Source organism: Pseudomonas laurylsulfatiphila, from assembly GCF_002934665.1.
Classification (GTDB): domain Bacteria; phylum Pseudomonadota; class Gammaproteobacteria; order Pseudomonadales; family Pseudomonadaceae; genus Aquipseudomonas; species Aquipseudomonas laurylsulfatiphila.
On the sequence record NZ_NIRS01000005.1, the window covers coordinates 536,892 to 549,827 of the forward strand.

Below are 12,936 nucleotides of genomic sequence, written 5' to 3' on the forward strand. Positions count from 1 at the left end.
GGCGCGTGCGCTGTTCTTCTCGCGACACTGAAACGTCAAAAAGGACAATGACGATGACCCCACATTCCGAGAGTACCGAGTCCCCGGCCCTGCTGACCAAGAGCCTGGTGATCCACCAGACGAGTCAAGGGCCGACCGTCGATGAAGTCGCCGCCCAAATGCTGCGCAATGCCCTGAAAACGCTGTTTCCCGACCGGGATCTCGATCCCGACCATACGCTGATCGGCACACCGCAATGGCAAACGCTCGAGGGCGCGCTCGTGGCGCTGCCGACAAGGTTCGAGTCATTGACCCAGGCACTCGTGCGGCAATTTTTTACCTCCACCAGCGCCAATTACCTGGAAGGTGAACACTTCCTGACGTCGAACGCGCAGGCCACGCCCGTGGTGCATCTGGACGTCAGCATCGAAGCCATCGCCGAGATGCTCAACGACTACGCGCCCCTGCTGTTCGTTGCGTTTGGCGAGCGCCAACTGGCCTACTGGAACAGCCCCGGAAAACACGCACCGCACTGGCAGGAACTGTCCGATGCGTTGCGCAAAGCCCTCGACGTGCAGCACGTCACCGGCTGGGACGAGGTCCAGTGTCGCGTGGCCAGGGCCGTCTCGCTTGAGCCTGACAAAACGCAACGGCAATCGAGTGATCCGGCGCTGTCGGCCATCCAGGCCTGCCTGATCGACATCGACACTGTCGATGCCAATGGCAGCACCCGGCATCTGTTACTGGGCGGCGCCGCCGTGCTCACCGGGCACTACGAACAACGTGACCTGGTGATGATGTACACCGTGGAAAACGGGTACGAATCGTTCGACTCCCTGAAGCAACTGGGTGACTCATTACCGGCGCGCATCGAGACGCGTCTGGCCGGCCGCAACATGAAGTGGCAGCTGTTCGAGCCCGAGGGAAATTTTTTCGATCATATGGCCTGGGCCCTGATCGCCAGCCAACTCGACTCCATCACCGCAATCACCGCAATCACCGCCGAGGGTGCCGAAACGGATGATCCTGCCGAGCCTGCTTTCCCCTCCAATAGCACCAACACTCGGGAGAAAAACACCCTCATTGGCCTCGACGATTCCATTCCCGATTGGCTGTTCGGTGCTTCGGCTGCCGACCTGGATGCCTACAGTCAATCCGTGAATGCGCTGGGCAAACTGTACAAGCAGGCCGACAACAACCTATTCCGGATTCAGCCCATCAGCACGTTCGCCCAGCAACGCATGCGTGAAGCGATCGTTGCCGACACGCCCTCTGCGGCGACGCTACCCCTGGATAAACTTGAAATCACGATCACCCACAGTTTCGAATCCGGCGGGCTGACGCTGCCCAACCCGCATGACATCCACACTGAAACCCTGGGCGAATACGCCTTGCAAAACACAGCACCGTATCAGGCCAGTGTTCGATTCAACCCACCACAGCCTGTACCTGATTGGCTGACTGTGGCCTATCTGACGCAAATGGCGAGCAACGTCGATATCGGCGCGAACTACCCCAAACTGATCAAGGACAAGTTGATCGAGGACGCCGTACAGGCCGGCTTGCAGCAGCACTTCTACATCATTCAACTGCGTGCCTTGCTGCCGCTGATTGCACTAGAGTGCAAGATCCGTCGCATCGGCGGCATCGATCAACGGGGTTACGGCTATATTCGCCAATGGCTCAACCCAACGCCAGGTTACCCCCAACCGATCGCCATCCGTCCGCTCGCCTTCCTCCATGCCGGGGACACCAGCGCAGACATCGTGGAGAACATGTTCATCATCGCTCCGCGCCAGCCGGAAAATGGGCCGTGCCTGCTGTATCGCCCGTTGTTTGAACAACCGTTGTTGCAATTCCCCTCGGCGCAAAACCTGCTGTACGCCCTGCATCAACCAGGCGAATTAAGGGACTCGGTTCTGGCCTGGCTGCCCGACTCGGCCACCAGCTTCAAATACGCCCAGTACACCTTCCCGGTCGGCCTCCCCAGCCCATGGTTGGAAGCTCAACTACTTTCCGAACCCTGGACCTCCGTGAACTGGGCCGGCCCGGTCGAGCTCTCGGCCAATGAGCTGACCGGCGATGTTTTCCCCGTCCTGTTCAAGACCCACGCCCAGGCCATGGCCGAACTCGCTGATCGACAGTCACTGTCCAATGCGCAACGCCGATGGGCCTTGCTGCGAGACAGCGGCTGGGCACTGTTCAACGTCGCCGCGAATTTTCTCAGCGGTCCGGCAGGGGCTGCGGTGTGGGTCTGGCAAAGCATCAGCGACATCGAGCAGGCGCTGGATGCCCACCAGCATGGCGACAAGCTCACTGAGTGGAGTGCGGTCGCAGACATGCTGCTGAGCCTGGGCATCCTTCTCGCTCACCATGCCGCCGTGCGCCGCAAGACTGGCGCGCTACCGATGCCACGACGAATCGACAGCGGGATGCTCAAGCCCGAGATACCAAAGATCGAGCCAGCACGGCCCACCGCGACCCTCATTCCCACCCCGTTGACCGGCGAACTGCCATCCAGCCATTACTCCTCACTGGAGGCCAGCGGCTCGGTGCCCCGTCGATCGCCCACGGCATTGGCCACGTATCTGGACACTTTGGCCGTATCAGCTCCTGATCTCACGGCCCCGACTCTGGAAACACGCCAGCGTGATACCGCGTCTTTGTATCGCCTGGATGGCAAGACCTACGCGAAAGTCGGTGACCGCTGGTTTTGCGTGGCGGAAAACGACGATCAACAGGTACAACTCGTGTATCCGCACGAGCCCTCGAAAACCGGCCCGCTATTGATTCACAACCGACAGGGCCAGTGGTTTGTGGATACCCGGTTGCGCCTGCGCGGCGGTGCCGGTGGTAGCAGCTTGCAAAGCCAACTCAAGGCCCGGCGCAGGGAAAAGGCGCAGCAGAAGCAGGAGCTGAGCGTTGCACTGGAGAGCTTCAAACGTCAGGAAGCCGCCGGCAATGCCGCACTGAATAAGGCCCAGGCCGAAATGATGGGCACAACCGGGTCAGCCCATGAGCAGGCGACCGAGCGCTACCTCAGCCAGCTGGAAACGTTGATCGGCGATTACAGCCAGGCCCTGAAAAATTTGCAGCAAAGGCGCCTCATGGGCGCAAGCGAAGGCTATCTCAATGATCTGCTGAGCATGACCACCCACCTGCAAAAGAACCTCAGCCTGTGGTTCGTCCTCAAGCGCAACGCCTACGCAATACTGACGAACAGGCTTGCGGAGAACACGCTTATTGATTCAAACACGTCATTGCAGGCCCACATCGAGGACGTCCGGCAGGCGCGGGCGCTGAGCCAGGACATGGTTGCCCGCCTGCAGGTGTCCACCAGCTCCCTGGAGTCGCTCGACGCCATTGGCAGTGCCGGCATGGTCGCCGCACAACGCTTGCGCCAACTGATGCCGACCTTCACCCAGTGGGATTTGAAGTCCAACGAGATCGGCATGTCCCATGAGTTGTGCATGCGCGACGACGTCCGCCTGGACAATGAAGCGGCCCGCACAATGGTAGGAGAGCTGATTATCGAGGCGGCGACGGCCACGCACCGGCACGCGGTCTTGAACCGGAGCCCGCAAGGCGCTGACGGTGCAGCGCTTCGCATCGATGATCTGAGCAGGCTGATCGATGTCTACGCCGATGCCGATCAGCGCCTTGAAGACCTTCCCGGTGAATACCCTGGCCAAGTGGAGCCCAGCGAACTTGAGCGATTGCGTGGCTTGATCGGCGAGTTTCGCCAACTGGCCCGGGAGCAACTGAGCGCGCTGTTGCCTGAGAGCGGCAAAAGCCTAACGCCGGTCTTGCCCGAACCTGCCATTGCAGGGCCCTCGCGGACAACCGCCAAGGTCACCAAAAGTCGACCACGTGACCCAAAGCCAGCCAAGGCCCCGCCACCCGAGGAGCCAAGCCTCAAGGAAATGCTGCCGGCCCGACCAAAACCTGCTGCGCCGCCGGTTATGGACGATATCGACATCATCACCGATGGCCTGGACCTCAATGCGAATGTTCAGGACTTCATCAAGCGAACGCAAAAAGATGCCCTCAAACCCAACCGCATACCGGCAGACATGCAGGACTTGTTCGATTTGCAGGCCCAACGGCTGGAGCAGGCTGCCATCAATGTCACACAGGCCATGGCGCGTCTGCGCGCCGCAGGGCAAACACCCCCGCCGGTGGCCACCCTGGCCGCAGAACTTGACAGCGCCGCTGTGCAGTTACGCTCCAAAGGCATCGCTACCCGTGCCAGCCTGCTCAAAGAGCGCCAACCCCGACAGGCCTATCTGCAATGGCTGCTGGACAACCATCAGGTGCGGATCGAAAGAAACGACCAGGGACGGATCAGGACCAGGAAGCGCCGGGACTATTTTCAGGAATACCGGATTCTCGACATCACGAACAACGATCAGCCGTTGTGGCTGGCGCACTTTCACTACGATTCAGTGGATGCCCCGCGGGAACAGTTCACCGCTGCGCACCTTAAAATCGCCGAACCCTATTTGCAGACATTCAGCGCCGAGCGCCGTCAGGCACTCACCACCTTGGCACCGATCGACTATGTGTTAAGGCGCATCAGCGACCCGACGCTGTTCTTCAAACTCGAAGCTCACCCCTGAAACAGCCTGGCGGGCGGACTGAAATGCCGCCCGCTTCAGAGCACCTTCCATACGCTGCGCAATCGCTCCAGCGCCGCCTCGATTGCCTTTTCGGGCACGGCGGCGAAGCCCAGCACCAGCCCCGCTCGCTGATCCATCGGCGTCGTGGAGTCGGGCAACCAATAGCTGCTCAAGCCGTTGATCTCGACATCGACTCTTTGCGCCAACTCGATCAATTCACGTTCACGCGCCACAGTATCCACGGCGACGGTCATGTGCAGCCCGGCGGCGACGGTAGGTAATGGTCCGACGCCGGGAATCTCCGCCGGCCAGCCATTGAGCAATGTATTACGGCGACTCAACGCCGCACGGCGCATGCGGCGGATATGCCGCTGGAAGTGCCCGGCCGCCATGAACTCGGCCATCACCGCCTGTGTACTGACCTCGGAATGGCGTACGTCCACGGCACGGCGTTGGGCAAAGGCCTGCACCAGCCCCGTCGGCAACACCAGGTAGCCCAGGCGCAACGCCGGAAACGCCACTTTGCCGAACGTGCCGACGTAGAGCACCCGGCCTTGCCGATCCAGTGCCGCCAACGGTGCCAGCGGCGCACCGCTGTAGCGGTACTCGCCGTCGTAGTCATCCTCGACGATCCAGCCCTGGGTGCGCTCGGCCCAGGCCAGCAGCTCCAGACGTCGAGCCAGGCTCATCACCACCCCGGTGGGGTACTGATGGGACGGGGTGACGTAGGTCAATCGGCAATCACGCAGCTGTGCCAGTTCAGCGCAGTCGATGCCCTCGCCATCCACCGCCACCCCATGCAGCCGCGCACCTGCCACGGCGAACGCATGACCGGCCGCCCGATACCCGGGATTTTCAATCGCCACCCCGTCACCGGGCTCCACCAGCAGCTGTGCACAAAGACTGATCCCCTGCTGCGCGCCACTGGTGATCACAATTTGTTCAGCCGTGCACTGCATGCCACGGGAACTGCGCAAATACGCAGCAATCATCCCGCGCAAGCGCGCATCGCCAGCCGGGTCGCCGTAACACAACTGCTGCAAATCCGGCTTGCGCCAGAAAGCCGCATTCAGCTTGGCCCAGACCTCGAATGGAAACAGATCGAACGCCGGAACACCGACCCGAAATGCCCGCGGCGGACCGCTCGGCGGACTGGGTAAATGGTTGTTTTTTACCCGTGCCAACGCATCGTTGTGGATAACTTTGCTGGATGGATCCACAGGTAAATCAAGCCAATTTGTGGATAAGGCTGTTGATAACCCTGTTGAAAAGCCTGTGGATACTTTTGTGGATAGTTTTTTTGCCGGCAACGCTGCCTGAGGCAGTTGCGCGACATAAGTGCCGTCCCCGACTCGCCCTTCAATGAAGCCTTCGGCGTACAACTGATCGTAAGCACGCACCACACTGTTGCGGGAAATAGCCAGCGCTGCGGCCAGGTCACGACTGGCCGGCAGACGCGTCCCACTGGCCAATCGTCCGTCGAGGACGCGCAGGCGCAAGGCCTGATAGAGCTGGCGACTCAACCCCTGGCGACGGTCGAGTTCGATACCGGCCGGGTTGAACGACAGGGAAAGCGGCGCATCCGTCATGACAATGGACCCATGAAATTGGTCATTAATGGCTCTTACAACAGACCAATAGCCTGCCTAGGATGAAGACATTCGCCAAGGAAAATATCTCCATGTACACGCCACGCGCTTTTGCCATCGACGAGTTGTCCCAACTGCATGAACTGATCCTCGCCACCCGTCTTGCCATATTGGTGACCCACGGCGAAAGCGGCCTGCAAGCCAGTCATGTGCCGGTGCTGCTGCATTGCGAACAAGGCTTGAACGGCACGTTGTACGGTCATCTGGCCAAAGCCAATCCACAGTGGAAAGACCTGCGCGACGGTGCCGAAGCTCTGCTGATTTTTGCCGGTGCCGACGCCTACGTCAGCCCCGGCTTCTACCCGAGCAAGGCGGAACACGGCAAAGTCGTGCCAACCTGGAACTACGTCGCCGTACACGCCTATGGCCGAGCCGAAACCTTTAGCGATGGCGGGCGGCTGCTCGACATCGTCAGCACCCTCACCGACCGTCATGAAGCTGGCCGCGCCCAACCGTGGTCAGTGGCCGATGCCCCCGCCGATTACATCGACGGCATGCTCAAGGCCATCGTCGGTTTCGCCATTCCCATCGACCGTCTGGAAGGCAAGCGCAAGCTCAGCCAGAACCGCAGCCCCGCCGACATCGCCGGCGTACGCGAAGGCCTGGCCGCCAGCCCCGACGTTAACGACCAGACCCTCGCCCAATTGATGCGCTAAGGAAATCACCATGAGTCAAATCGACATTCGCCAAGTCACCGCCGATGATCACGCGGCCTGGTTGCCGCTGTGGCAAGCCTACCTGCGCTTCTATAAAACCGAATTGCCACAAGCCGTCACCCAAAGCACCTGGCAGCGCATGCTCGACCCGAACGAACCGACCCACGCCGCCCTCGCCTGGGCTGACAACAAAGCCGTGGGCATGGTGCATTTCATCTACCATCGTTCGAACTGGGCCATCGAAAACGCCTGCTACCTGCAAGACTTGCTGGTGGTTCCGGAGACCCGAGGCACCGGTGTCGGCCGGCAACTGATCGAGTTCGTCTACGCCACGGCCAAGGCCGACGGTTGCAACAAGGTGCACTGGCTGACCCACGAAACCAACGCCACCGCGATCCAGCTCTACGAGCGCATTGCAGAACGCCCCGGTTTCATCCAGTTTCGCAAAGCCATTTAAGGTTCAAGGAGAACAACATGTCGACTTCACTCGCCAATTGGAAAGGCGCCCCGGCCCCCACGACACAACTGATCGAAGGACGCTTCATCCGCCTGGAAAAACTCGACCCGGCGCGCCACGGCGACGACCTGTTCAAAGCCCTGCAAGGCCCGGGCGCCGACCCGAAACTTTGGGACTATCTGCCATACGGCCCCTTCCCGGAGCGCAGCGCCTTCAACGACTGGCTGAACAACCACGCGGCCAATAGCGACCCGTACTTCTTCAGCGTGATCGATCGCGCCAGCGGCGAGGTCCAGGGCATCCTCAGCCTGATGTCCATCGTCCCGGCCCAGGGGCGCATCGAAATCGGCCACGTCACCTTCGGCGCGCCGATGCAGCGCTCACCGAAAAGCACCGAGGCGGTTTACCTGCTGGCCAAGGAGTCCTTCGCCCTCGGCTACCGTCGCCTGGAATGGAAATGCAACAACGCCAACGCCCGCTCCAAATATGCGGCCGAGCGGCTGGGCTTCAGTTTTGAAGGGGTGTTTCGCCAGCATATGGTGGTCAAGGGAGAGAATCGGGATACGGCGTGGTACTCGATTCTGGATTCGGAATGGCCGGCGATTGGGGCTGGGTTTGAGAAGTGGTTGAGTGATGAGAACCAGACGGGGTCGGGGCAACTGAAGACGTTAGCCGAGTGCCGAGGATAAAGGCGTTTGGTGAAGTTGTAGGAGCCAGCTTGCTGGCGATGGACTTAAGTGCGCCGCGTTTATCCGGCTCACACGCGTTATCGTTAACGACCATCGCTGGCAAGCCAGCTCCTACAGGAAACCGCGTCCGCGTCGAAAATGATGTGATCTCCAAACCAGTGAAAGAACCAAAAAAAAGGGGAGCACATGCCCCCCCGAGGTTTAAAGCGTTGTATCGAGGCTGTTAACTCAGCCTTCGATCTCGATCAGGATCTCGCCCGGGTTCACCCGGTCGCCCTTGGCCACGTGAATGGCAGTGACTTTACCGGCGATGGCCGCCTGGACTTCGGTTTCCATCTTCATCGCTTCGGTGATCAGCACGGCCTGGCCCGCCTTGACGGTGTCGCCTTCCTTGACCAGTACGTCGACGATGTTGCCCGGCATGGTGGTGCTGACATGGCCCGGTGCAGTGGCTTGCTTGCGCTTGCTGCTGCCGCCGCCGACGAACTCGTTGAGCGGCTCGAACACCACTTCTTCCGGCATGCCGTCGATGGACAGGTAGAAGTGACGCTTGCCTTCAGCCTTGACGCCAACACCGGTGATATCGACGCGGTAGGTTTCGCCGTGGACGTCGATGACGAACTCGGTCGGCACGCCTTCGCCGCCCGCCGAGGCCACCTTGCCGGCTTCCGGAATCGGCAACAGCACTTCAGGTGTCAGGGTTCCGGCCGCACGCTCTTCGAGGAACTTGCGACCGATGTCCGGGAACATCGCGAAGGTCAGCACGTCTTCTTCAGACTTGGCCAGAGCACCGATATCGGCGCGCAGCTTGGCCATTTCCGGCTTGAGCAGGTCGGCCGGACGCACGTCGATCACTTCTTCGCTGCCGATGGCCTGGCGACGCAGTTGTTCGTTGACGGTGCCCGGCGCCTTGCCGTAGCCGCCTTGCAGGTACAGCTTCACTTCGTTGGTGATGGTCTTGTAGCGCTCGCCGGCCAGCACGTTGAAGAACGCCTGGGTGCCGACGATCTGCGAAGTCGGGGTCACCAGCGGCGGGAAGCCGAGGTCTTCGCGAACGCGCGGGATTTCGGCCAGCACTTCGCTCATGCGATTCAGCGCGCCCTGCTCTTTCAACTGGTTGGCCAGGTTGGAAATCATCCCGCCCGGCACCTGGTTGACTTGCACACGGGTGTCGACGGCGGTGAATTCGCTTTCGAACTGGTGGTACTTCTTGCGCACGGCGTAGAAGTACAGGCCGATCTCTTGCAGCAGTTCCAGGTTCAGGCCGGTGTCGAACTCGCTGCCTTTAAGGGCGGCGACCATCGACTCTGTGCCCGGGTGGCTGGTGCCCCAGGCGAAGCTGGAGATCGCGGTGTCGATATGGTCGGCACCGTTTTCGATGGCTTTCATCTGGCACATCGCGGCCAGGCCAGCGGTGTCGTGCGAGTGGATGAACACGGGCAGCGATTGCTCGGCTTTCAGTGCCTTGACCAGTTCGCCAGTGGCGTATGGGGTCAGCAAGCCGGCCATGTCCTTGATCGCCACCGAGTCGCAACCCATGGCTTCCATTTGCTTGGCCTGGTTCACGAAGGCCTCGATGGTGTGCACCGGGCTGGTGGTGTAGGCGATGGTGCCCTGGGCGTGTTTGCCGGCGGCTTTCACCGCTTCGATGGCCACGCGCAGGTTACGCACGTCGTTCATGGCGTCGAAGATGCGGAACACGTCGATGCCGTTGACCGCGGCCTTGGCGACGAAGGCCTTGACCACGTCGTCGCTGTAGTGGCGGTAGCCCAGCAGGTTCTGGCCACGCAGAAGCATTTGCAGGCGGGTGTTAGGCAGCGCGGCGCGCAGTTGGCGCAGACGCTCCCACGGGTCTTCCTTCAGGAAACGTACGCAGGCGTCGAACGTCGCGCCGCCCCAGCACTCCAGCGACCAGTAGCCGACTTTGTCGAGCTTGTCGCAGATCGGCAGCATGTCTTCGGTGCGCATGCGGGTGGCGAGCAGCGATTGGTGGGCGTCGCGCAGGATCGTGTCGGTAACGTGGATTTGCTTGCTCATTATTCTATTCCTCACAGGCCTGCGTGGGCGGCGATGGCGGCGGCGATGGCCAGGGCCAGCTCTTCGGGTTTGCGCTTGATCGAGTAGTTGGTCAGTTCAGGGTGGCTTTCAACGAAGCTGGTATTGAACTGGCCACTACGGAATTCCGGGTTACGCAGGATTTCCTGGTAGTACGCGGCAGTGGTCTTGACCCCTTGCAGACGCATGTCGTCGAGGGCACGCAAGCCACGGTCCATCGCCTCTTCCCAGGTCAGCGCCCACACCACCAGTTTCAGGCACATTGAGTCGTAGAACGGTGGAATGGTGTAGCCGGTGTAGATCGCCGTGTCGGTACGCACGCCAGGGCCGCCGGGTGCGTAGTAACGGGTAATCTTGCCGAAGCTCGGCAGGAAATTGTTCTTCGGGTCTTCGGCGTTGATCCGGAACTGCAACGCGAAACCGCGGTGCTGGATGTCTTCCTGTTTCACCGACAGTGGAAGGCCGGAAGCAATGCGAATCTGCTCGCGGACAATGTCGATACCGGTGATTTCTTCGGTGATGGTGTGTTCCACCTGCACCCGGGTGTTCATTTCCATGAAGTACACCTCGCCCTCGGCGAGCAGGAACTCCACGGTGCCGGCGTTCTCGTAACCCACGGCCTTGGCTGCACGCACCGACAGGTCGCCGATGTAGGCGCGCTGTTCAGGGGTCAGTTGCGGGCTCGGGGCGATCTCGATCAGCTTCTGGTTGCGGCGCTGGATCGAGCAGTCACGCTCGAACAGGTGCACCACGTTGCCAAAGCTGTCGCCGAGGATCTGCGCTTCGATGTGTTTCGGATTGACGATGCATTTCTCCAGGAACACTTCCGCCGAACCAAATGCCTTGGTGGCTTCGGAAATGACCCGAGGGAAAGCCTGTTCGAGTTCTTCACGGCTGTTGCAGCGACGAATACCGCGCCCACCGCCACCGGATGTGGCCTTGAGCATCACCGGATAGCCAATGCGATCGCCTTCGGTCAGGGCTTCTTCGATGCCCGACACGTTGCCTTCGGTGCCCGGAGTGACCGGTACGCCAGCCTTGATCATGCTGCGGCGCGCTTCGGTCTTGTCGCCCATCCGGCGAATGACTTCAGCCGATGGACCAATGAATTTGATCCCGCGCTCAGCGCAGATTTCCGCCAGTTCGGCGTTTTCCGAAAGGAAGCCATAACCGGGGTGCAACGCATCGCAACCGGTTTCCACAGCCAGGTTCACCAGCTTGCGCGGGTTCAGGTAACCGGCCAGCGGTTCGGCACCGATGCTGTGGGCCTCGTCCGCACGCTTCACATGCAAGGCATGGCGGTCGGCGTCGGAATAGATCGCGACCGAGCGAATGCCCATTTCGGCACAGGCACGTACGATTCGTACGGCAATCTCACCACGGTTGGCGATCAGGATCTTTGTTATCACTTGGAGTTTCCCTTGAGGCCGGTGGTACCCACGACCTGCTAGACCCAGGTCGACGCGTGACCAAATGTTTCAATTTGGTCGCAGGTCCACACTAGCGCCCACAAGGGATTAACAAAAATGAATAAAAATTGGGTCGTGCATAAGTAAAGACTTATAGTTGATTCACCAGCCAGCGACGAGAGTGACCGGATAATGCGTAAGTCATTGATGCGTATGACTTTGCGGCAATTGCAGATCTTCAATGAGGTCTGTGATTTGCGATCTTACAGCCGCGCGGCCGACGAAATGTCGCTCACACAACCTGCCGTCAGCCTGCAGATTCGTCAGCTCGAAGAGCTGATTGGCCAGCCGTTGTTCGATTATGTCGGCAAAAAGCTCTACATGACCGAAGCCGCTGAAGCGTTACAGCGAGCCAGCCGGGACATTTTCGGACGCCTGGAAAACCTCGACATGCAGCTGTCGGACATGCAGGGCTCGTTGCAGGGGCAACTGAAACTGGCGGTGGAATCCAGCGCCAAATATTTCGTGCCGCACTTGTTTGCTGCATTCAAACGGCAACACCCGGAGGTGAACCTGCAACTGACGGTGGTCAATCGCGGCCAGGTGATTCGGCGTCTGTCGGACAACCGCGATGACCTGGTGATCATGTCCATGGTGCCCCAGGACATGGGTCTGGAATTCCTGCCGTTCCTGAACAACCCGATCGTCGCCGTGGCGCCACCGGATCACCCGCTGTGTCATATGGGGCCGCTGCGCTTGCAGGATCTCGAGCCCTACACACTGCTGCTGCGTGAGCCAGGCTCCGGGACGCGGCTGGCGTGCGAAGAATACTTCAAAGAGAAGCGCGTGCACTTCAACCAGACCCAGGAAGTCTCGTCTGCCGAAGCTCAGCGAGAATGCGTACTGGCAGGTCTGGGCGTTGCGCTGTTGACGCGCCACGCCCTGAACCTTGAGCTGGCAACCGGTGGGTTGATCGAGCTGCCCATCGAAGAGCTGCCACTGTTTCGCAGCTGGTGCCTGGTGCAGGCAAAAGCGAAACGCCTGTCACCGGTGGCTCACGCCTTCTTGGCGTTTATCCGCAGCGAACGGATCCAGATCAGCGCGCTGGTTGAGCGTTTCGACGGGAAGTCGAGGGAGATGCCTGCCAGAAGTTGAGTTCCAACTCCGGAAAGTCGCCAATTTCGGCCAGAAGCTGACGGCGTTCGCAGCGATCTTCGATGGCGCGACGGAATTCCATACGGCGCTGGTCTTCTTGCTGACGACGGGTTTTGACAGCGCTGTTGCGTTCTTCGTAGGGCATGGCCATTTCGAGTCTCCCAAGGCGAGTACGGGAGTTTCAAGATAGGCGCGAGGGATGACGGTTTGGCGGCTTGATGGTTACAGACCGATGAATGTTGTTTGGGTCTGTGGCGAGGGAGCTTGC

Annotated in this window: 9 protein-coding genes; 5 read left to right on the forward strand and 4 right to left on the reverse strand. The window is 60.4% G+C overall.

Annotation, left to right across the window (positions count from 1 at the left end):
- Window positions 1–53 precede the first annotated feature (53 nt).
- Window positions 54–4,598, forward strand: a complete 4,545-nt coding sequence (locus CD175_RS21055) for a dermonecrotic toxin domain-containing protein (protein WP_104450314.1) — start codon at window positions 54–56, stop codon at window positions 4,596–4,598.
- A 35-nt stretch (window positions 4,599–4,633) separates the two neighbouring features.
- On the opposite strand, the gene pdxR is transcribed toward CD175_RS21055, so the two are convergent.
- Window positions 4,634–6,187 carry a MocR-like pyridoxine biosynthesis transcription factor PdxR gene (pdxR, locus tag CD175_RS21060; protein ID WP_104450315.1) on the reverse strand — a complete coding sequence of 518 codons (1,554 nt, stop codon included), beginning with the start codon at window positions 6,185–6,187 and terminating at the stop codon, window positions 4,634–4,636.
- Window positions 6,188–6,279: 92 nt separating this feature from the next.
- Here pdxR and CD175_RS21065 point away from each other — a divergent pair, with 92 nt between their 5' ends.
- Genes CD175_RS21065 through CD175_RS21075 form a run of 3 tightly spaced genes read left to right on the forward strand, consistent with a single transcriptional unit; the run spans window position 6,280 to window position 8,049 of the window.
- Window positions 6,280–6,903, forward strand: coding sequence for an FMN-binding negative transcriptional regulator (locus tag CD175_RS21065; RefSeq protein WP_007971713.1), 624 nt, complete (start codon window positions 6,280–6,282; stop codon window positions 6,901–6,903).
- Window positions 6,904–6,913: 10 nt separating this feature from the next.
- Complete coding sequence (locus CD175_RS21070) at window positions 6,914–7,360, forward strand: GNAT family N-acetyltransferase (protein ID WP_104450316.1); 447 nt, start codon at window positions 6,914–6,916, stop codon at window positions 7,358–7,360.
- Window positions 7,361–7,377: 17 nt separating this feature from the next.
- Window positions 7,378–8,049 carry a GNAT family N-acetyltransferase gene (locus CD175_RS21075; protein WP_104450317.1) on the forward strand — a complete coding sequence of 224 codons (672 nt, stop codon included), beginning with the start codon at window positions 7,378–7,380 and terminating at the stop codon, window positions 8,047–8,049.
- Between the two features lie 228 nt (window positions 8,050–8,277).
- Here the strand turns inward: CD175_RS21075 and oadA are convergent, their stop codons facing one another.
- Complete coding sequence (oadA, locus tag CD175_RS21080; RefSeq protein ID WP_015097410.1) at window positions 8,278–10,086, reverse strand: sodium-extruding oxaloacetate decarboxylase subunit alpha; 1,809 nt, start codon at window positions 10,084–10,086, stop codon at window positions 8,278–8,280.
- Window positions 10,087–10,097: 11 nt separating this feature from the next.
- Window positions 10,098–11,513, reverse strand: coding sequence for an acetyl-CoA carboxylase biotin carboxylase subunit (locus tag CD175_RS21085; RefSeq protein WP_007971702.1), 1,416 nt, complete (start codon window positions 11,511–11,513; stop codon window positions 10,098–10,100).
- A gap of 192 nt (window positions 11,514–11,705) precedes the next feature.
- Here CD175_RS21085 and CD175_RS21090 point away from each other — a divergent pair, with 192 nt between their 5' ends.
- The gene (locus tag CD175_RS21090) at window positions 11,706–12,668 is read left to right on the forward strand and encodes a LysR family transcriptional regulator (protein WP_007971700.1); all 963 of its coding nucleotides are present in this window, start codon (window positions 11,706–11,708) and stop codon (window positions 12,666–12,668) included.
- On the opposite strand, the gene CD175_RS21095 is transcribed toward CD175_RS21090, so the two are convergent.
- Entirely contained in the window at window positions 12,610–12,819 is a 210-nt protein-coding gene (locus CD175_RS21095; protein WP_007971698.1) for a PA3496 family putative envelope integrity protein, read from the reverse strand. The genes CD175_RS21090 and CD175_RS21095 overlap by 59 nt on opposite strands.
- Between the last annotated feature and the right edge of the window lie 117 nt (window positions 12,820–12,936).

Bases quoted from the DNA above. Each gene is read 5' to 3' on its own strand.
- CD175_RS21075 (WP_104450317.1), top strand. From the start codon at position 7,378: ATGTCGACTTCACTCGCCAATTGGAAAGGCGCCCCGGCCCCCACGACA.
- CD175_RS21090 (WP_007971700.1), top strand. From the start codon at position 11,706: ATGCGTAAGTCATTGATGCGTATGACTTTGCGGCAATTGCAGATCTTC.
- oadA (WP_015097410.1), bottom strand. From the start codon at position 10,086: ATGAGCAAGCAAATCCACGTTACCGACACGATCCTGCGCGACGCCCAC.
- CD175_RS21065 (WP_007971713.1), top strand. From the start codon at position 6,280: ATGTACACGCCACGCGCTTTTGCCATCGACGAGTTGTCCCAACTGCAT.
- pdxR (WP_104450315.1), bottom strand. From the start codon at position 6,187: ATGACGGATGCGCCGCTTTCCCTGTCGTTCAACCCGGCCGGTATCGAA.
- CD175_RS21055 (WP_104450314.1), top strand. From the start codon at position 54: ATGACCCCACATTCCGAGAGTACCGAGTCCCCGGCCCTGCTGACCAAG.
- CD175_RS21095 (WP_007971698.1), bottom strand. From the start codon at position 12,819: ATGGCCATGCCCTACGAAGAACGCAACAGCGCTGTCAAAACCCGTCGT.
- CD175_RS21070 (WP_104450316.1), top strand. From the start codon at position 6,914: ATGAGTCAAATCGACATTCGCCAAGTCACCGCCGATGATCACGCGGCC.